This is a genomic window from Paraburkholderia nodosa DSM 21604 (assembly GCF_000519185.1).
GTDB classification, from domain to species: Bacteria; Pseudomonadota; Gammaproteobacteria; order Burkholderiales; family Burkholderiaceae; genus Paraburkholderia; species Paraburkholderia nodosa.
Genome location: NZ_JAFA01000006.1, coordinates 1 through 19,404, shown reverse-complemented (window position 1 = coordinate 19,404; position 19,404 = coordinate 1). Strand labels below are relative to the sequence as shown.

Genomic DNA, 19,404 nt, shown 5'->3' with positions numbered 1-19,404 from the left:
TCGCTCAAGGCGTTCCGTTCGTGTCCTGCTTGCGGAACGCGGCCTCGCCTGCGTCCGACACCTCGACCCACTTCTTGTCGGGCGGCGCGTCTGCGGTGTAGCTGTCGTGCCAGTTCCACCACTTGTAGGTCGGGGTCTGGGGATAGCCCTCGGGCGAGTCCTCCCAAACCTCCTGGCGACCCAGCGGCGTGATGTCGAGGTAGTTCCAGGTGCCCCCCATTTGCTCATCGCCGCGATTGTTGATGAAGTAGGTGCGCAATACGCGCTCGCCGTCGCGGTAGAACACGTTCGTGCCGTGCCACTCGTCCACGCCGAAGTCGGCATCGAAGCTGTCCGTGATGGTGAACCACGGTATCTCCCAGCCCATGCGCGCCTTCAGCCGCGCGATGTCGGCCTGAGGCGCACGCGAGACGAAGACGAGCGTGGTGTCGCGGACGTTCAGGTGGGCGACGTGGGCGACCTGGTCGGCCACCATGGAGCAGCCCCGGCAGGCATGGTCGGGCCAGCCGAACACGCCCGGTTCGAAGAATGCACGGTAGACGATCAGCTGACGCCGGCCGTCGAACAGATCCAGCAGGCTGACTTTGCCCGCAGGCCCTTCGAATGCGTATGCCTTCTCCACCGCCATCCAGGGCATTCGGCGGCGCTCGGCGGCCAGGGCGTCTCGAGCCCGGGTGAGTTCCTTTTCTTTCACAAGCAACTGCTGACGCGCTTCTTCCCAAGCCAGCGATGAGACGACCGGTGGAGTGAGCATGGCGGGATGTCCGCCTTTCCTTCCGTTTTCGGATGATGAACTCATGGCTTTTGCGACCTCCTGAATGGGGCAAATTCCTGCGGCGCGATTACGTCCGCTACGCGTCGCTCGTTGGGTGACGTGGGTAGTTTGCTACCGGGAATCGGAGGTTGGGAGTAACAAGTGTGGCGGTATTTCGAGGGAGTGCTGAGTGGAGTCGCGGGGCTGGGCCCAGCACCAGCAAGGCGGTCAGCGCCCGCGCCTTGACCACACCATAACGGTCCGCCAATTCCGGCAAGCGTGCCCCGCTTTGCCCTTCCCCGACATCGCGAGCATTGTCAGCATGAGCTGGCGCTTCAAGCCGGTCGTCTCTCTCCGAGGGCGTGCCACGACGGGGCGTGACCAATGCGCTGCAGAAAGACTTCGAGGTCTCGCCTCGACAACGCGATCGTCGCAGTGCTATCGAGTGGATGAAACAGAAAGACCCGTTCGTGCTCAAGGTCGTTGTCGATCACGAGGCGAACATGATGAGCGCCGTCATTGACCAGGGCCAGTGGGCTCAACGAGCCAGGCCTAACCCCAAGCAGATCGAAAAGACGATCGGCCGAAGCAAACGACAGCCGCTTGCTGTTCAGCGTCTTCGCAACTGCGGACAGATCCAGCGATTTATGTGCAGTCGTCACCACGAGGTATAAACCGCCCTGCTTGTCCTGCAGCAGAAGATTCTTGCAGCGTGCGCCGTCAAGCGACAGCTTGAGCGCCCCGGATTCCGCCATGTTGAGTACCTGCTCGTGGAACTCACATTCAAACGGCACGTCCTGCTGCTCCAGGAGTTCCAGCAATTCGTCCCTTTCCATCATTTCCCGTTCAATCCAGAGTGTTGCACATGCCGGCCGCCACCTTGCGCGGCCAGCCAGCAGCCGATCACCTCGGCTCAAATACCGGGTACGAGGCCGCATCGATCAGCGACAGGGTATCGTCGCGCGACAGCAGCCCGGATTCGTCGAGAATCTGCACCAGTGGCCGACCCTCCGCAACCGACTGTCGCGCCAGTTTGCTGACACGAGCATATCCAAGCTTTGGCACGAGCGCTGTGGCCACAGCCATCGAGTCCATCAGGTGTCGCGCATTGCATCCAACGTCGGCGGTGATGCCGGCGACACACTTCTGCGCAAACCGCTCGATGCCGTTGGTCAGCAGCATGATGCTGTCGAACACACGGGAGGCCACGACGGGCTCGAAGTGATTGATTTCCAGTTCGCCGTACTGGACCGCCTGAGCCACCGCGACATCATTGCCGATAACCGCAAAACTCAACTGGATCATGGCCATCGGCAGCACAGGATTCACCTTGCCCGGCATGATCGACGAGCCGGCCTGCGCCTCCGGCAGGCGTAGCTCCCCAATTCCGCCTACAGGGCCGGAGGAGAGCACCGTCAGGTCCGATGCAATTTTCGCAATCGCCGCCGCACAGGTGCGAAGCTCGCCCGAAACGCGCGAGAACACGTCCATATTCTGCATCGCGTCGAACGAGTTTGCCGGCGCGACGTAGCCAACGCCTACGATTTCCGAGAGGTGTTGATAGACACCGGATCGATACCCAGCCGGCGCACCAAAGCCCGTACCGATTGCCGTACCACCCAGCGGCAGCGTACGCAGTTTGTCGCGAACCGCCATCAGTTCTTCCGCGAGACGTCGCGTAAGCGACGCATATCCGCCGAAAAGCTGACCGAGACGCATCGGCTGCGCATCCTGGAGACACGTACGGCCGAGATGAAGGACGTCGGCAAACTCGATCGTCTTGCGATCGAACTGTTCAGCCAGTTTCTCTACTTCCGCAATGAGCGGTCCGAGCATCGCGTACGTCGCAATCTTCAGCGCGGCTGGATACACGTCGTTCGTGGACTGCGAGCGGTTGACATGGTCGTTCGGATGGATCACGTCGTACGAGCCTGGCTCGTGACCCAAAAGCTGTTGCGCCCGATTGGCGATCACCTCGTTGAAGTTCATGTTCGTCGACGTGCCACCCGAGCCCTCGAGCAAATCGACGATCAGTGAGTCACGAAACTTGCCTTCGATGATTTCCTGGCACGCACGGCTGATTGCATCGCATTGTTCCGGCGTGATGACATCGGTGTCCCGGTTCGCGAGCGCGGCCGCCCATTTGCACTGCGCGAAAGCCACCGCAAACGCCGGATAGTGGGCAATGCTGAGAGGAGAAACCGTCAGATTGTCGACGCCCCTCACCGAGTTGACGCCATACAACTTCTCGACCGGAATATCGACTGCACCAACGTAATCGCGTTCGATGCGCGTTTCAGCTTTGGCTTGACTGTTCATTTGAGTTCCTGTTTCCAACATCAATCAGTTGTTCAATTTCCTGACCGAGAGCCTTTTTCACTCGCGGGAGAAACGATGTTTCGATCACTTCGGACGCCGTATCGCATGCATCTTCGAAAAAGGCGCTGTATTCGTCGCGCCTCGCCACCAGATACAGCGACCGTTCGAGGCCCAGCCTGTCGACGACGTGGCGAGTCACCCCGTCCGCGTAGGCTGCACCCTGTAGCAGACACATCGGCGAGGTCACGGCCCAGCCGATGCCTTCGGCCACCATCGAAGTCAGCGCATCAGCGTTGTCGAGCTCCAGCCTGGTCGGCGTGCGCACCTCAATTCGACGCAGATAGCGCTCGATCTGCATGCCGACCTGTGATTTCCGGTTAAAGCGCACGATGGGCAATGCGTCGGCCAGGGCCCGGATGTCCTCCACGGTTCGAACTGACTTGCGGAAATCCCGTGGCGTGATGACAAAGTATTTCTCGGACAGGAGCCGGAACCGCACTACGTCATTGGCGTCGATCAGCGCGTCGCTCGTGACGATGAGGTCCAGATCGCGCCGCAGCAGCGCCTCGCCTTGCTGCGGGCTCAATCCCGTACGGATAGACAGTTGCGATACCTTCTCCAGCAGCCGCTTCGTAAAAGCTGAGCCACAGGTGGCCGCGAACGAGTCAACAAATCCGATGCGCAGATCGGGTTTGATTCCCCGCCCCGCTTCGACGACCTGCGCCTTCAGATTGGCGATCTCCTCGCTGAGTACCGCTCCGCGGTTCCTCAATGCGATGCCGTATGGCGTCAACGCGAGGGGACGGGTCGTGCGATTGACCAGCACGACCCCCAGTTCGTCTTCCAGCTGGCGGACGATCTGCGAGACACCCGATTGGGAGATGCCCATGCGTGCGGCCGCCCCGGACATGCTGCCTTCCTCCGCCACGGCGACGAAGACCTGCACCGCATACATATCAATTGGCTTGTTGAGCGACACGATGGGCTCTCCCATAGTTACGGTCAGCAGACATTGCCATGAGTGCGCCAACGTGGGAGCGCCGGACGCCAGGGTTTCAGTGGCGATGTCCCACTGTGTGCAGGCTCACGTTCTGGGCACCGTCCACCGCCGGCTCGTGGCCGCCCTGGCCAGAACCCATATCCGAAAGACTTTCCTTGCCCGTTTCCGGTGCGAACAAATGACAGAACACGCCACCGAACACCAATACGGCCACGCACACGCCGAGCGCAGCGTGAATGCCAACCTGTTGCACGGCCACGGGCAGGAGAAACGTGCTGATCGCGGAACCGAACCGGCTGGAGGCAACGGCCAGCCCGACGCCTGACGCGCGCAGGTGGGTCGGGAAAAGCTCGGGCGGATAGACGAACTCGAGGTTCGCCGCCGCCGAGAGAATGCAGGCGAAAATGCCGAACGCGAGTATCGTGCCGAGCGGACCGAACCCGGCGTACGCGAGCACCGCCAGTCCGATCGCTGCGAGATAGAAGCTGCCAATGAGGAACGCGCGACGCGAGAGCCTGTCAACGATCAGCAGTCCAAATATTGATCCGGCGAACAGCAGTCCGTTATAGACAAGTCCACCGACAAAGCCGTCCTTGACCTGCAAGGCTTGCAGTACCTTCGGAGAGAAGGTACCGAGCGCAAAGTATGGAATGACCTGGCACGTGTAGAACACGCAGCCGACCAGCGTGTTTCTTCTCCAGCGGGCCGAGAACAGTTCTGACCAGGCACCACGACGTCGCTGGGGCGCGGCTGCCGGTGCAGGCAGGATGGTTTCCGGACCGAACTTTGCGCGGATGATTTCCAGTGCCTCGTCCTTCCGGCCGCGTTTCATCAGCCACATGGGCGACTCGGGTACGCCGAGACGGAACGGCAGGATCAGCAGTGCCGGCAGTCCACTGGCGGCCAGCATGATCCGCCATGCGTCGGGGCCGATATCGCGAAGGGCAAAGCCAGCCAGGTACGCGCAGACGTAACCCGCCGCCCAGGCTGCCGCGAGCACACTCAGGAGACGGCCACGATAGCGGCGTGGTGAGAACTCCGTGACGAGCGATTTGCTCACGACATAGTCGGCGCCGAGAATGAGACCAAGCAGCACGCGCAACACCAGCAACTGGGTCGGCGACGTCACAAAAAATTGCGCTGCGGAAATCGCCGCAAAGAGCAGCATGTCGAAGGCGAAAATGGTGCGCCGGCCATATCTGTCCGCCAAGGGCCCGGCAAACATGCTGCCAAAAAACAGGCCGGCAAGGGACGCCGCACCGAGTGCTCCCATCCAGAGGGCGTTCAGGTGAAGAGCCCCTGCAGCCATGCTCACCGCGATGCCGATGATGCCCAGCACGAAACCGTCGCTGAACTGTCCGCCTGTACCGCTGAACGCCACGCGCAAGTGGAAACCGCGCAGCGGGACGTCCTCCATCAATATCTGCTTGCTCACTTTCGTCTCCTGGACTCTGGTTATCAGCGAGGCGCCTGCCTGCGCCTTCTGAAACCAGTGTAGGGACTCGGATTCAAGAAAACAGCATGTCCGGTGTCAGTATCAATAACTCTAATACTATGTCACGCGGGACTTGAAGTGGAGCACCCCAACGTACGCCAACCGGTTGAGGCTCGAACCGGGGCCGGCTCCGGGGTCTCCTGGAACGGCACGCGGCGCGGCGGTGCTTTAACAGCACCGTCGCGCCTGAACGAATCATCTTCACCGGCCCTCAGCCGGCGAAAGCGATTCAAAACTCGTGAAGCATTGCCTGGATGCTCGAGGGCTCTTTGGTCGCCGTGAGCGCGAGCATCAGGAGAATGCGGGCCTTTTGGGGGTTCAGATCGTCACCGAGTAGACCCACATAGGCCGGATCTTCCGGTATGAATCCGCCCCCTGTCCGGGAAGAGCGGACCACAATCACCCCTTGGGCGATCGCCTTCCTGATTGACGGAAGTGTGAGGAGTGATTCGCTGCCTGCTCCAACGCCTGCGACGACAATGCCCTTTGCTCCGTGCGCGACTGCGGCGTCGTACATGTAGCCGCCGTCATTCTGATAGCCGTAGACAATATCGACTTCCGGCAGAGAATCGAGCTTCGAGACGTCAAACGGCGTTGCAGTGGTGTTGCGCTTCAACACGGACGTCTCGAAGTGAGGAACCTCATCAACCAGCGTGCCCAGGTAGCCAGCGTCGTTTCCCTTGAACGTATCCAGCGTCGTGCCATTGGTCTTCGTGGTGTAGCGAGCCGAGCCGATCCGGTCATTCAGCACGATCATGACGCCGTGGCCGCGGGCCTCCGGTGAGGCGGCAACCGTGACTGCCTGCAGGAGGTTGCTCGGACCATCGGCACTGATCGCAGTCGACGGCCGCATCGATCCCGTGACCACCACGGGCTTGTCACTCTTGACGACAAGATCAAGAAAATAGGCCGTTTCCTCGAGGGTATCCGTGCCGTGGGTCACCACGACACCCGCGATGTCCGGTTGAGCAAGAAGCTGATTCACGCGCTTCGCCAGTTTCAGGAGGATATCGTTGGTGATGTTCTCGCTTCCGACATTCGAAATCTGTTCACCGGACACCTGTGCAATCTTGCCCAGTGACGGGACCGATTTGAGAAGCGCGTCAGCCGTGAGTACACCTGGTTTGTAGCCCGTTGTCTGCGTCTCACTGCCCGCGGTACCTGCGATCGTGCCGCCGGTTGCCAGCACCGCTACGTGGGGCAGTTTATCGGGGGATGTGGATTGTGCCATGGCCGGCGCCACTGAGAACAGGCAGAGCGCAAGACCGGCGAAAAGCCGGCCTAAGTAGTTATTCATATGAGCGTGGTTGTCTCTCACAGTACGTCTCCAGTCTGGGAAAAATAGAACTCTGGATAGCCATCCAAGTTGGCGTATCGCTGAAGACGAGTGTAGTGACACAATCAGGAAATCAAATTAGGCGCGGGGCATCATTAGAGAAACTGATAATGCGGTGTACGGAAGATGAAGATGTGCGCATTGCCGGCGCTCAGCCGGACACCCGCTTATTCAGCCAAAGAAAATCACCCGCTGGATAAGCGCGATATCCATTCATCAATACCGCTTAGCGCGCGAGCAGCGTTCGTGCGAGCCGGCCCAGGCGGCGGACGCCGTGTTCCATGTCGTCGTTCCACACATGCCCGGCGCTCAAGCGCAGGCAATTGCGAAAGCGCCGGCTCGCGGAAAAGACGTCGCCGGGCGCAAAGCAAATGCCTTGCTCGAGTGCCTCGTCGAAGAGCGCGCGCGAATCGAAGCGTCTCGGCAGTTCGAGCCACAGTACGAAGCCGCCCGCCGGCCGGCTGACTTTCGTCTCGGCGGGGAAGCTAGCCTCGATCGTGCGAGTCATGTGCGCGAGGTTTGCTTCGAAGATGCGGCGGATGCTGCGCAGGTGTGAATCGTATGCCCCGGTTTCCAGGAAGTCTGCGAGTGCCACCTGAGGCAAGACTGGGCTGCAGAGGCTGAACGCGAGCTTGCGCTCCATCATTTGCTGCATATAGGCACCCGCAGCAACCCATCCGACCCGGTATCCGGGCGCAAGGGATTTCGAAAACGAGTTGCAGTAGATCGTATTGGCTCCGCCGTCGAGCGCGATGAAGGGCTTCGGCCGCTCGCGGCCGAAGTGAATGTCGCCGTAGACGTCGTCTTCGATGAGCGGCACGGCATGCCGTGCAAGCACCGCTAGAAGTGCCCGTTTGTCGGCTTCAGACATCGCCGAGCCGAGTGGATTGTTGAAGCTCGACGACAGCAGGCAGGCTGCCACCGGCTCCGTATCGAGCAAGCGTGCGACTGCGCCGACGTCGATGCCGCGCGCCGGATGAGTCGGCAGTTCGAAAGCCTTCAGGCCGAGCATCTCAATGGTGTGAAGGAACCCGAAATATGTCGGCGATTCGATCGCAATCGTATCCCCGCGCCTGGCGACAGCCGTCAGCGCGAGCGTCAGCGCCTCGGTGCAGCCACATGTCACGAGCACGTCGTCGGGCGACAGCGCGTGCCCGACGCGCATCGCACGCTTTGCGATTTCGCGGCGCAGGCGCGGTTCGCCATGAGGTGCGCAATAGGTGTTGTAGCGCGTGCCGTGTTGCCGTGCGGCGCGCGCGAGCGCAAGGTCAAGCCGCTTCGATTGCAGCAGCGCCGCATCGGGTACCGCGCAGCCCAGGGGCACGAGGGCCGAATTCGACGCATGCTCGAGCAGCGCCGCGACGGCTGAGCTGATCGACACGCTCGACGCCCGCGCGCGTGGCCGCGATGCCGACGGCAACGCGAGTGCGCCGCGGCGCGTAGTTGCGACGTAAAAGCCCGACTGCGGACGCGCGACGAGGACGCCGCGATCCTCGAGCATGCGGTACGCCTGTAACGCGGTGGAGATGCTGATGCGGTGCTGCTCGCTGACTGCGCGCACGGATGGGAGCCGCATGCCCGGTGCGAGCGCTCCCTTGTCGATCATGCCGACGATGAGTTCGGCTAATTGCTCGTAACGGTACGGCGAGGGCGTGTCCATGGAAGCGCTCATAACGGAATATTCGCTGATTATCGAGTCTGCGCCCCAGCGCGCCAAGAGAAACTGTGTCGGTCCATTCTGCGGAAAATTGTGACTGTTATGGTTTCCCGGAGAACGCTACGATGCAGGCGTTGCGATCGCGTCCGAAGGCGCCAGGATGCTGTACCGCAGCAAGGCCCTGCGCACGGCTGTGATTTCCATCAGGGCTGTGCGGGAACGTCCGGCGAAGAATCCACCGCAACAGGAAGGCAAAAGCATGAACGGTTTTCAGCAGCATTTCGATGAAGGACAGCGGCCTCGTCTCAACAAACCGAATTCCCTGGAGTGGCATGGGAGATTTCCTCGTAACGAGATCATTTCACTGCTCGACGTGAATCGCCCGTTCAACCTGGCGGAGAGCACTTCGCAAGACTTGACGGTCGGCGAACTGCTGGACATGGCGGGTCTCGACCGAATTCGCGATTTGAAACTCGGTTATGGAACCTCTGCTGGGTCGTTAGCGCTGCGCGAAGCTATCGCAGAGGGCTGCGGTGTGCCAGCCGGGCAGATCATCACAACACAGGGCACCGCGCTCGGGCTCTTTCTTCTCGCTTTCGAAATCTGCCGGTCCGGCGACGAGGCCGTCCTCGCGACACCCTGCTTTCCGCCGAGCCGTGACTGCCTTCTCGGAGCCGGTGTCAACGTCCGCGAGGTCAAGCTCTCGTTCGAGAATGGCTATCGGCTTGACCTGGACCAGTTCGACGCAAGCCTGTCGTCGAAGACCAAGCTGGTTAGCCTCGCATCGCCGCAAAATCCCTCGGGCGTTCAGGTGTCTCGTGCCGACATTGAGAAGCTCCTTGTCTTGATGGAAAGGCGCTCTCCAGAAGCGATACTTTTCATCGACGAGACCTATCGGGAAGCCGCCTATGGCGACGATGCAGTGGTCGACAGCTTCGCGGCACTTGACGCGCGGATTGTCACGGGCGCTTCGGTATCCAAAGCACTTGGTGCGCCGGGATTGCGTACAGGCTGGCTCACAGTGGCGGACGCTGATCTTCGGGCGCGTCTGGCCATCGCCAAAATGAACACCGTGATCTCGGGTTCGGTGCTCGACGAGACGCTCGCCACCGTGCTTCTGCGTCACAGGGAGGGAGTGCTCGCCTCGCGACGCCGGTTGCTCGCCGGCGCGCTCCAGGAACTCGCGCTCTGGTGCGAGAGCGAGCGCAAACGCGTCGAGTGGGTCCGACCCGACGCCGGTGCGCTGTGCTGCGCGCGCCTGCGCCTGGACGCATTCGACGAGGCAGCCGTCTCGCGCTTCTGGGATCTGCTACCGGGTCATGACTTGCAGCTGGCGTCCGGAACATGGTTTGGGGAAACGAGCCGCGCATTCAGGCTGGGCTTTGGCTATCTGCCGCGCGAGCGCCTGGGACCCGCATTATCCGCGCTGTCGTCGGTGCTGGACGCTGCGATTGCATGACGCGTCGTAACCCTTGAACATATGGAGCACAGCAATGAAAGTCAGAATCGCGTATCTCGAGGAACCGCCCTTCTACTGGACGGCTGAAGATCGTTGCGCAACGGGCGCCGACATCGAACTGGCCGACGTTACGCTTCGAGCGATCGGCGTGTCCTCGATCGAACATCATTTGACCTCGTTCGAAGCGCTTCTGCCTGGCCTGCAAGAAGGCCACTGGGACATGAACGTGCCCATTTTCGTGACGGCCGAACGGGCGGAGCGCGTTGCCTTCAGCGTGCCGGTCTGGTCGCTGGGCGATGGCTTTTTGCTTCGTCATGGCAATCCGAAAGCGCTGACGAACTACGGGTCCATCGCGGCGCGCAACGACGCGCAGCTCGGGGTCGTCGCCGGGACGATTCAGTTCGATGCAGCAAAGTCGGCAGGCGTGAGCGATAACCAGGTCGTGACGTTCAAGGACCAGCCCCACGCGATCGACGCCCTGCTCGCAGGAAAGATCGACGCCTATGCGAGCACGGCAGTTGGGAGCCGCGTCCTGGCTGGCGCCAGTAGTGCACTTGAAGCGGTTTCGCTCGAACAGGGCAAGGAACGCCGGGCACCTGTCGGCGCCTTCTCGTTCAACCGGAGCAATCCCGATCTTCTGCACGCGGTGAACGAGCAGCTCCGGAAGTACCTCGGTTCCGCGGATCACCGTGCTCGCATGGCGAAGTACGGACTCACGGAGACGGAGCTCGACGGCGTGAGTGCTGCTTGACCGGCACGAGTCCGCGGGAATCAGACGAGGCGAACATGAAGCGATCCTATAAAGTTGTCGACGTCTTCACCCTCCGGCCGCTTCTCGGCAATCCGGTGGCCGTGGTATTGGACGCGGAGGACCTGACCACCGACACGATGCAGGCTGTCGCGAGGTGGACCAACCTTTCGGAAACGACGTTTGTTCTTCCACCCACGACAGCCGAGGCCGACTATCGGTTGAGGATTTTCACGCCGCGTAGCGAGCTTCAGTTCGCTGGACATCCCACCCTTGGCAGCGCCCACGCGGTCCTGGAAGCCGGGCGTGTGACACCTCGCGGAAGCGGTCGATTGATTCAGGAATGCGCCATCGGGCTCGTCGAATTGACGATCGGGAAGCGAGGCGAAGACCGCGAGCTCACCTTCCGGCTGCCACCTGCGAAGCTGGAGCCGCTGCACACGACAGACGTGGCCGAACTGGAGCGCACTCTCGGGTGCAAAGTCGACCTCGAGACTGCGCCGGGTATCGTGAACGTTGGCGCCATCTGGATCGTGGCGCAACTGAGCGATGCGGCGTCCGTACTGGATCTTCGGCCGGATTTCGCGAGACTGGCCGAACTCGAACGCCGCCTCGGCGTGACAGGTCTGACCGTATTTGGCGCCCGCGAGCCCGGCGACGACGCGGCAATCGAAGTGCGTACCTTCGCGCCGTCCTGTGGCGTCGAGGAGGACCCGGTCTGCGGAAGCGGCAATGGCAGCGTGGCTGCATTCCGATGGCAGCGCGGCCTGTTGCCGCCTGGCGGAGCCGGTTACGTGGCGGCTCAGGGGCGCTGCGTCGGTCGAGATGGACGAGTCAGGGTAAGCGTGGATGCGGACGGCAACGTATCTGTTGGCGGCGCTTGCGTGACATCCGTGGAAGGCTCGCTTGTGCTCCAGGTGGAGAAATGAACAACGCATTCCCCATTAGTGTATCGTGCGGCTTCATCTCGATCACCAACCCCTTCGATGGCGGCGAAGTGGGCACCGTCGTGAACATGCCGCCGGAAGGCGCGCAGATACTGATTCAGACCGCGAAGGATGGCGCGCGCGTTTGCCGCAACTTGTCCCGTCACGAACGCTCCCGCGTGCTCGAGGCCTGCGCATCGCTCGTGGAGCGGGACAAGGACGCGTTTGCGGATCTGATCGTCGCCGAAGCGGGCAAAACGATCCGGCAGGCCAGCAAGGAAGTGCTGCGATGCGTGAATACGCTCAAGTTGTCTGCCGACGAGGCGCGCCGCAACGCGGGCGAAGTCGTACCGTTCGACGCGTATGGCGGATCAGAAAACCGTCAAGGATGGTTCACCCGGGAACCGCTCGGCATCATCGTTGCCATCACGCCATACAACGACCCGCTGAACCTGGTTGCGCATAAGCTTGGGCCAGCGATTGCCGGCGGCAATGCCGTGGTGCTGAAGCCGTCCGAACTCACGCCGCTCTCGGCGATCAAGCTCGTCGGATATCTGGTGGCAGCGGGATTGCCATCGAACGTCGTTTCGGTCGCAACGGGTGGTGCAGCGCTCGGCGAAGCACTCGTCTCATCGCGAGACGTCAGAATGGTTTCCTTTACGGGTGGCTTCGCTACCGGAGAGAAAATCGCGCGGTCTTCAGGCCTGAAAAAACTCACGATGGATCTGGGAGGTAACGCACCCGTCATCGTCCTGGACGACTGCAATCTCGCGGACGCCGTCGCGTCGTGCGTGTCGGGAGCGTACTGGGCAGCCGGCCAGAACTGCATCGGCACGCAACGCATCCTGATCCAGTCTTCCATCTATGACGAGTTCAGGAAGCGCTTCGTTGCCCGTACCCAGGCGCTCAGAACGGGCAATCCCGCGATGCCCGACACGGACGTTGGGCCGATGATCACAGCTCAGTCAGCCGCCCGAACAAAACGTGTGGTGGATGCCGCAATCAATCAGGGAGCCAGGCTACTGTGCGGCAACAGGCAAGACGGTCCGCTTTACACTCCGACGGTACTCGAGGACGTCAGCTTTGAATGCGACCTCTGGAAGCAGGAGATATTCAGCCCGATTGTCGTTCTGCAACGGATAGAGACACTGGATGAGGCACTTTCGCTTGCCAACAGCCCCGAGTACAGCCTGCATGCCGGGATCTTCACAAACGATCTGCATGCCGCGCTCAAGGCGGCCGACGAGTTGGAAGCTGGCGGAGTCATGATCAACGACTCATCGGATTACCGATTCGACGCCATGCCGTTCGGGGGATTCAAGTACGGAAGCCTGGGACGCGAAGGCGTCAGGTTTGCGTATGAGGAAATGACTCAACCGAAAGTCGTGTGCATCAGGAAGACGACCTATGGCAATCAGGAACCTGCAGCAACGGCCCGATAAGAACGAACCGCCAAGCCTCTCTTTCGACAGTCAGGCGGTGCACGCTGGTAACGTCGTTGACGCCACGACGGGCGCGATCCGTACACCGATCGTGATGGCGAACTCATACCGATTGCCGGATGACCCGTCATCGCTCGACTGGTCGGATTCCCAGACGCTCTTCTATACCCGCAATTCTGGCCACAATCAGCTTTGCCTCGAGCGCAAGCTTGCGGCGATGGAGCGCGGCGAGGATGCAGCCGTTTTCAGCACGGGCGTTGCCGCGTTACACGCGATATTCTTCACCTTTCTGAAAAGTGGCGACCATGTCGTCGTCAGCGATGTGACGTATGAGGCCGTCTGGCGCCTCTTCAGTGAGCTGCTCCCGCAGCGGTACGGCATCGAGGCGACGTTCGTGGACATCAGCGACCTCGATGCGGTGCGCCAAGCCGTGCGCCCAAACACGAAGCTGATCCACGCCGAGACCATTGCCAATCCGACGACGAAGGTGGCAGATGTTCATGCGATTGCGCAAATCGCACACGAAGCCGGCGCCATGCTGTCGATCGACGCGACATTCACGCCTCCGCCGATGTTTAGAGCTCTTGAACATGGAGCGGATCTCGTTGTTCATGCCTTGACGAAGTACATCAATGGTCATGGTGATGCAATGGGCGGAGCGGTAATCGGACCCGCGGAACTGATCCGCCGTCTGAAGGGGGATGCACTTGTCGACGTGGGTGGCTCCATCTCGCCTTTCAATGCGTGGCTGATCATGCGAGGTTCAGTGACCTTGCCGCTGCGGCTGACTCAGCACATGTCAACCGCGCAGAAGGTCTCCGAATTCCTCGACAAGGATCCGCGAGTCGCTTTCGTTGTATTCCCGGGGTTGCTGTCCCATCCCCAACATGAGCTTGCGTCGCGCCAATTTGGCGGGATGGGGTATGGCGCTGTCATGGCGTTTGCCGTCAAAGGCGGGCCGGAGATACAAAATCGCTTCGTGGCGAACCTGCGCCTCATTACCTCGGCGGTCTCGCTTGGCCACGACGAGACTCTGATCGTGCACGTGGGCAAGTTGGGACGCGGCGGGTCGGAGTGTTATCCCGGTGTGTTCCAGCAATACGGTCACCTGCGTCTGTCGATCGGTCTCGAAGACCCGGCTGACCTGATCGCGGATATCAAGGAGGCGCTCGACGAGACATTTGCCTGATGAGGCTGCCGATGTCTTCGAACGTTCGCGAACTCGCGATCTTCAATCTCACGATCGACAACAACCTACTGACCAACCCGCTCCGCATCGCCGGTGCAGCCAATGACCTCGTCGAAATGAAGACACCGCAGACGGTCGCGCTCGTAACGATGCCAGACAGGCCGTGTTGCGCTATTCGGATTTCCCGTGTCCATGAAGTCGAGCAGGTACGACTGCATGCGGCTGGACAGTGCATGCGCCTTTACGGTATCGAGGCCCGCGATCATTGGCGCGTCCGGCCAGTGACCGAAATTGCCGAAGAAGAACGGCAACTCGTAGCAGTGACCTGCACCTACGTACGGCTGTGGCGAGGGGAAATCGAACTGGTATGCGAATACCGCCCCGCCGTTTTCGGCGATATGCTCTGCGAGCCGGATCGACGGCTGCCGGAACAGCGCCTCCGACGTAAGGTCGACCAGTGCCGAAAACGGGCTACCCTGCACACGCCGGTTCACCAACTGCTCGTAGCAAATTGCACCGTCCGCGCCGAGCATCTGCTCGAAACGCTTGCGTGCAGCTTCGGCGCTAGCACTGACAAGCGCGGGATTGCTCGCGAAGAAGCTGCCGGTCTCTTCGCGCGTCCAGCCGATCATGAGCGGTTTGGGCGCGAACCTCGCCGCGGCCCGGGTCGGGTTCGCGGGCACCTGCGAGTCGCGGACCGGCATGAAGCCGATGGGCACCGATGCGAACGCAGCCTTCGAAGCAAGCAACTTCGCCTGCACCGCAAGCACGGCATCGATCGGCATGCCCGGCAGTACGCGCGCCGGCGCGTCGATCTCCCCGAGCTTGCAGTAGTCCTCGGCAAGCGAGTGCGCTTCGTCCGGCGAACGCGGCTCGATGCCGGGATAACTGAGCATGATGGCGCTGCGCGGAATCGGCGAAGTCGATTCCATAGCCATCAGGAGTTGCGTGTACCACGCGCCGGCGGATTGCCCGGCGATCACGATCGCAGCAGGATCGCCGCCAAAGTGCGCGATGTTGTCCCTGACCCAGTTGAGGGCCGCAGCGATGTCGCGAACCGAGTGATTGCCTTCCGAGACCCCGGGCAGATAGAGATTACCGAGAATGCCGAGCCGGTAATTGATCGTCACGACCACCGCGCGGCCGCTCCGCGCGAGTTCGGCACCGTTGTAACAGGAGAGCGCGCCGCCGCCAGTCAGGAACCCGCCGCCATGAATCCAGAACAACACAGGCAGGCGCCCGGCGAGCGATGGTGTGAATACATTCACGCGGAACGCGTCTTCAGATGTTTCGGCGCCGCGTGCCGTCGGGCCCATCACGAAGTCGAGACGGCTCGGAAGTTGCGGAAAGACCGGCCCGGGCCGTGTGCCATCGCGTACCCCTGGCCAGGGTACGGGAGGCAGCGCATCGCGAAAGCGCCCGCCGTCGGTGGCGTATGGAATGTCGAAAAAGCTCAGAACGCCCTTTTCGCTTACCCCGGAAAGTTTCCCCTGGTCGCAGCGCGCTTCCTCCACACGCACGCCATTGCCCGAATCGATGCTCATATTAACGCTCTCCCATTCATGCTTACGTTACGTTGCTGCACGTTTCGGCGTTCAGGCTGCCGACCGCGCGGTAAATCCACTCCACGAGTGACGGGAAAACTTCGTCGCCCGCAACAGGTGTCGCCACGCGATGATCAGAAGATATGCATCATGCTGATCCCCACCATCGTCTGCGCTGCCGAACCCGACGGACTCGTGAGCGTCGAGTTGATGCGCGCAAGGGCGTCCTGGCCCGACGCTCGTTGCCATACATAGGTGCCATATAGCGACGTGCGCTTGGACAGGCGGTAGGTCAGCGTCGCGCCGACCTGGTTTGCATGCACGCTGTCGAGCACAACGTTGCCGCCCATGTAGGTATAGGTCGTGGCGACGTTCCAGAAGGGCGAGAAGTCGTAGCTCACCGTCGCGTCGAGCGCGTCGATCTGCGCGCCGGTCCCGGTATTGCGGGAAATCGTGCCCAGCACCGCGAACTGAACGACCTCGACTTTGTACTTCGCGCCCACGCCGATATTGCGAATACCCTCATTGCCGCTCTCGTTCGTCGGCGACTTCGCCATCGTGTACACCGCGGCGACACCGCCCGAGCCGAACTCGTAGTCGAGGCTGAAGCTCTGCGAACTGGAGTTGCCGAAATGACCGGCCACGCCGCCGAAGCCGTACATCGCGCCGAATGTCAGACCGCTAAAGTTCGCGCTCTTGAACTTAACAGCGTTGTTGAGCGCCTCGCCGTTGAGGCGATCGAAGTCGTACGAGCCGCCGATCACGTAAGGCGCACCGAATGTCGGGAACGGCCCCTGGTGAGCGCCCCAGAGCCCCTGATAGTAGTTACCCGAGTACTGATTGACAGTGAGGGTATCGAACATGAAATCGCGCTGTTGCCCCAAGGTCACCTGGCCGTACTGGTTAGCGAGCCCGACATAGGACTCGCGCGAGAACAGGCTGCCGGGCGCGCCGAGGATTGCGCCGTTATTGATCGAGAACAGCGTGCCCAGATAGAAGAGCGCCTTGACGCCGCCACCCAGGTCCTCCTTGCCGATGAATGACAGCGTATTGGGACGAAGAACGCCGGAGTCCTGATAGATGCTGGAGTGTCCGGCCACGTTGCTCGTATAGGCAAGCCCTGCACCGATGAATCCCGAAATATTGACGCTACTTTGCGCATAGGCGCCAGACGAACAGCCCAGCACAATACAGCCTGCACCTCCCCACATCCTTACGTCTTTTCCGATGCCCACACCGATCTCCTTTGCAACATCTAGTCGTTATGTTCGATACGCTGCTATCTGGCGCTACCCAGAGCCGAATCGATGTTGCTATGGATCGGCACAAAACAAAACGGAAAAAAACGATGGCCCCCTTGAAAGAAATTCCACCCTTCATTCGATCCTGCAATTTATATGGATTCCATATCAAGCATCCGAACGTGAACTTCTCAATCGATCATCCCAGCACGAAAAGCCCCGCATAGCGGGGCTTTCCTGTTCGATTGCGGCACACGGGTACGGTTACGCGGCCGCCTCGAACGCTGCCAGACCGAAGAACTTCTGGGCGTTCTCGCCACTCAGCCGCGCCTTGGCACGCGCACTGAAGCCCGGGTGAGCTTCGATCAGGTGGCCGATCCGCTGCTCGCCGAGCGGATACGGATAGTCGGAGCCGAGCAGCACGCGCTCCTCGCCCATGACGCTCACAAGCAGTTGCAATGCGCCCGGATCGAACACCGCGCTGTCGACCGAGAAGCGGTCCACATACGACGAGGGCAGCTGCGGGCAGTTCTCTCGCACGATGTCGCGCTCGCGCCATGCGTTGTCCACGCGGCCAAGCAAGAAGGCGAAGCTGCCGCCACCGTGCGCGAAGCACAGCTTCAGCGAGCGCGGAATGCGTTCGAAGGCGCCCGAGAGAATTAGCGAGAGAATGCTGAGTTGCGTCTCCGCCGGCATCGCGACAAGCCACGGGAGCATCCACTTCTGCATGCGGCCGTCGGTCATCATGTCCCACGGATGCACGAGCACGGGAATGCCTTCGTTCGCACAGTGCGTGAGAAACTGTATCAGGCTCTCGTCGTCGAGATCCTTTGGGCCGACGTGATTGCCGATCTGCACGCCGCGATGGCCGGCCGCAAACGCGCGCGTCGCCTCAGCACAGGCCAGGTCGACGTCCTGCAGCGGCACTTGCGCGAGCGTGACGAGCCTGGTCGGCGCCGTCGCGCACAGTTCGAGCGCCCGGTCGTTCATGCGCTGCGCCCATTGCAGCGCCGTCTGCGCCGGATAGCGATAACCGAACAAGATGGGCGTCGCGCACATCACCTGCACGTCCACGCCAAGTGCGTCCATCTCTTCAATGCGCCTTACGGGATCCCACAGCGGGCGCGTCACGGGCCGGAACGGCCGGTCGCCGCTCATGATCATGCCTGTCTCGCCGCTCGCATCGAGCGCGAGCCACGGTGCGTCTCGCGCGTCGAGGCGCGCGGCTTCCTCCTGCGTGATCGGCGGAAAGAAGTGGGAATGGATGTCGATTCGCAATGTCATTGCCTGAAACTCCGGCTTTCGCCGCTTCCTATGTTGAGGTCTATCCGGTGCTGCTCAACCGTGGCGGCGCGTCGTGAATTCCACCTGGCCGAGACCGCCGATCACGCACTGCACGTGCAGCCCGGGCGTCAGGGCCTGGGCGGCCGTTGCAGCGCCCGCCATGATCAGCGAGCCAGCCGGCAGCACAACTTCAGCGTTGGCAACGAGACGGGAAGCCTGCACGATCGAGCGCAACGGGTCACCGAGAATCGCGCCCGTCGAGCCGATCTGCACGTCCCGGCCGTCAAAGCGCATCAGCACCCCCGCATTGCGCAGCCCGTCGAAGCGCCGCGACCACGGTCCGATGACGAGGCCGGCGCTCGAACAGTTGTCTGCGATCACGTCTTCAAGCGTGAAGCGGAACGCCTCGTAGCGCGAGTCGATGATCTCCATCGCGGGCGCAGCGGCTTCGAGGTACGCATACGCTTCGAGCGCCGTGAGCGGGCGGTCAATGTCGCGCTTCGTCACGAAGCACACCTCGGGCTCCACACGCGGGTGAATGAAGCGGTCGAGATCGACGGGTGCGCCGTCCTCTTCGAGCATCGTGTCGGTCAGCCAGCCCCAGATCAGGCTGTCCACGCCCATCTGGATCATTTTCGCGCGGCTTGTGAAGCCGAGCTTGACACCGATGGTGCGCTCGCCTCGCGCCTCACGGCGTGCGATCGAGGCTCGCTGGATTCGATAGGCGTCTTCGACCGGGAATGGCGTGCTGGTGCTCAGTTGCTCGACGGCACGCGCCTCGCGGGCCGCATCGTCGAGATAACGCGCTGCGTGTTCGATATTCATTGGGCCACCTCCCTCGCCGGCTGCTGTTGCTTCGCCTCCAGCAGATCGAGCGCCACGTCGACGATCATGTCTTCCTGGCCGCCCACCATCCGGCGCTTGCCCAGTTCGACGAGAATATCGACCGTCTTCAGGTCGTACTTCTTCGCGGCCACTTCCGAGTGGCGCAGGAAGCTCGAATACACGCC

General features: G+C 61.5%; 16 protein-coding genes and 1 pseudogene. 5 read left to right on the top strand and 12 right to left on the bottom strand.

The features are described 5' to 3' along the window. Window positions 1–4: 4 nt before the first annotated feature. The 7 genes from A3CW_RS0110125 to A3CW_RS0110095 all read right to left on the bottom strand — a co-directional run bounded on the left by A3CW_RS0110125 (window position 5) and on the right by A3CW_RS0110095 (window position 8,564). A complete protein-coding gene (locus A3CW_RS0110125; RefSeq protein ID WP_035512746.1) occupies window positions 5–799 on the bottom strand; it encodes a DUF899 domain-containing protein in 795 nt (264 codons plus the stop codon). A 290-nt stretch (window positions 800–1,089) separates the two neighbouring features. Continuing rightward, window positions 1,090–1,593 carry a prolyl-tRNA synthetase associated domain-containing protein gene (locus tag A3CW_RS45835; RefSeq protein WP_051481366.1) on the bottom strand — a complete coding sequence of 168 codons (504 nt, stop codon included), beginning with the start codon at window positions 1,591–1,593 and terminating at the stop codon, window positions 1,090–1,092. A gap of 64 nt (window positions 1,594–1,657) precedes the next feature. Further along, complete coding sequence (locus A3CW_RS0110115; protein ID WP_028203459.1) at window positions 1,658–3,073, bottom strand: aspartate ammonia-lyase; 1,416 nt, start codon at window positions 3,071–3,073, stop codon at window positions 1,658–1,660. Further along, entirely contained in the window at window positions 3,051–4,052 is a 1,002-nt protein-coding gene (locus A3CW_RS0110110; protein WP_211254052.1) for a LysR family transcriptional regulator, read from the bottom strand. The genes A3CW_RS0110115 and A3CW_RS0110110 overlap by 23 nt, the downstream gene beginning before the upstream one ends. 76 nt (window positions 4,053–4,128) lie before the next feature. Beyond that, window positions 4,129–5,454 (bottom strand): MFS transporter, encoded by a 1,326-nt coding sequence (locus A3CW_RS45830; RefSeq protein WP_245623607.1) that lies wholly within the window; start codon window positions 5,452–5,454, stop codon window positions 4,129–4,131. 343 nt (window positions 5,455–5,797) lie between these two features. Continuing rightward, the gene (locus tag A3CW_RS0110100; RefSeq protein ID WP_281175089.1) at window positions 5,798–6,886 is read right to left on the bottom strand and encodes an asparaginase; all 1,089 of its coding nucleotides are present in this window, start codon (window positions 6,884–6,886) and stop codon (window positions 5,798–5,800) included. 244 nt (window positions 6,887–7,130) lie between these two features. Continuing rightward, window positions 7,131–8,564, bottom strand: coding sequence for an aminotransferase-like domain-containing protein (locus A3CW_RS0110095; protein ID WP_028203456.1), 1,434 nt, complete (start codon window positions 8,562–8,564; stop codon window positions 7,131–7,133). Window positions 8,565–8,721: 157 nt separating this feature from the next. Here A3CW_RS0110095 and A3CW_RS0110090 point away from each other — a divergent pair, with 157 nt between their 5' ends. From A3CW_RS0110090 to A3CW_RS0110070, 5 genes are read left to right on the top strand one after another with little or no spacing between them, the layout of a single operon-like run. Then, window positions 8,722–10,020 (top strand): pyridoxal phosphate-dependent aminotransferase, encoded by a 1,299-nt coding sequence (locus A3CW_RS0110090; RefSeq protein ID WP_245623587.1) that lies wholly within the window; start codon window positions 8,722–8,724, stop codon window positions 10,018–10,020. Window positions 10,021–10,054: 34 nt separating this feature from the next. Continuing rightward, window positions 10,055–10,771 (top strand): transporter substrate-binding domain-containing protein, encoded by a 717-nt coding sequence (locus A3CW_RS0110085; protein ID WP_028203454.1) that lies wholly within the window; start codon window positions 10,055–10,057, stop codon window positions 10,769–10,771. Between the two features lie 35 nt (window positions 10,772–10,806). Further along, a complete protein-coding gene (locus tag A3CW_RS0110080; RefSeq protein WP_028203453.1) occupies window positions 10,807–11,697 on the top strand; it encodes a PhzF family phenazine biosynthesis protein in 891 nt (296 codons plus the stop codon). Continuing rightward, window positions 11,694–13,136: an aldehyde dehydrogenase family protein gene (locus tag A3CW_RS45825; RefSeq protein WP_051481364.1), complete on the top strand. Its 1,443-nt coding sequence runs from the start codon at window positions 11,694–11,696 to the stop codon at window positions 13,134–13,136. Before A3CW_RS0110080 ends, A3CW_RS45825 begins: the two co-directional genes overlap by 4 nt. Beyond that, window positions 13,102–14,325, top strand: a complete 1,224-nt coding sequence (locus tag A3CW_RS0110070; RefSeq protein WP_028203452.1) for a trans-sulfuration enzyme family protein — start codon at window positions 13,102–13,104, stop codon at window positions 14,323–14,325. Before A3CW_RS45825 ends, A3CW_RS0110070 begins: the two co-directional genes overlap by 35 nt. A gap of 65 nt (window positions 14,326–14,390) precedes the next feature. Here A3CW_RS0110070 and A3CW_RS0110065 read toward each other — a convergent pair whose 3' ends face one another. From A3CW_RS0110065 to A3CW_RS45820, 5 genes and pseudogenes are all read right to left on the bottom strand, one after another. Beyond that, complete coding sequence (locus A3CW_RS0110065) at window positions 14,391–15,869, bottom strand: carboxylesterase/lipase family protein (RefSeq protein ID WP_051481363.1); 1,479 nt, start codon at window positions 15,867–15,869, stop codon at window positions 14,391–14,393. A 134-nt stretch (window positions 15,870–16,003) separates the two neighbouring features. Beyond that, window positions 16,004–17,104 carry a porin gene (locus tag A3CW_RS0110060; protein ID WP_154677897.1) on the bottom strand — a complete coding sequence of 367 codons (1,101 nt, stop codon included), beginning with the start codon at window positions 17,102–17,104 and terminating at the stop codon, window positions 16,004–16,006. A gap of 270 nt (window positions 17,105–17,374) precedes the next feature. Then, the gene (locus tag A3CW_RS0110055) at window positions 17,375–18,394 is read right to left on the bottom strand and encodes an amidohydrolase family protein (protein WP_028203449.1); all 1,020 of its coding nucleotides are present in this window, start codon (window positions 18,392–18,394) and stop codon (window positions 17,375–17,377) included. Window positions 18,395–18,448: 54 nt separating this feature from the next. After that, window positions 18,449–19,219, bottom strand: a complete 771-nt coding sequence (locus A3CW_RS0110050; RefSeq protein WP_028203448.1) for a 2-keto-4-pentenoate hydratase — start codon at window positions 19,217–19,219, stop codon at window positions 18,449–18,451. Further along, window positions 19,216–19,404 (bottom strand): annotated as a pseudogene (locus A3CW_RS45820) (4-hydroxy-2-oxovalerate aldolase); the annotation flags it as partial. The gene A3CW_RS0110050 and the pseudogene A3CW_RS45820, both read right to left, overlap by 4 nt.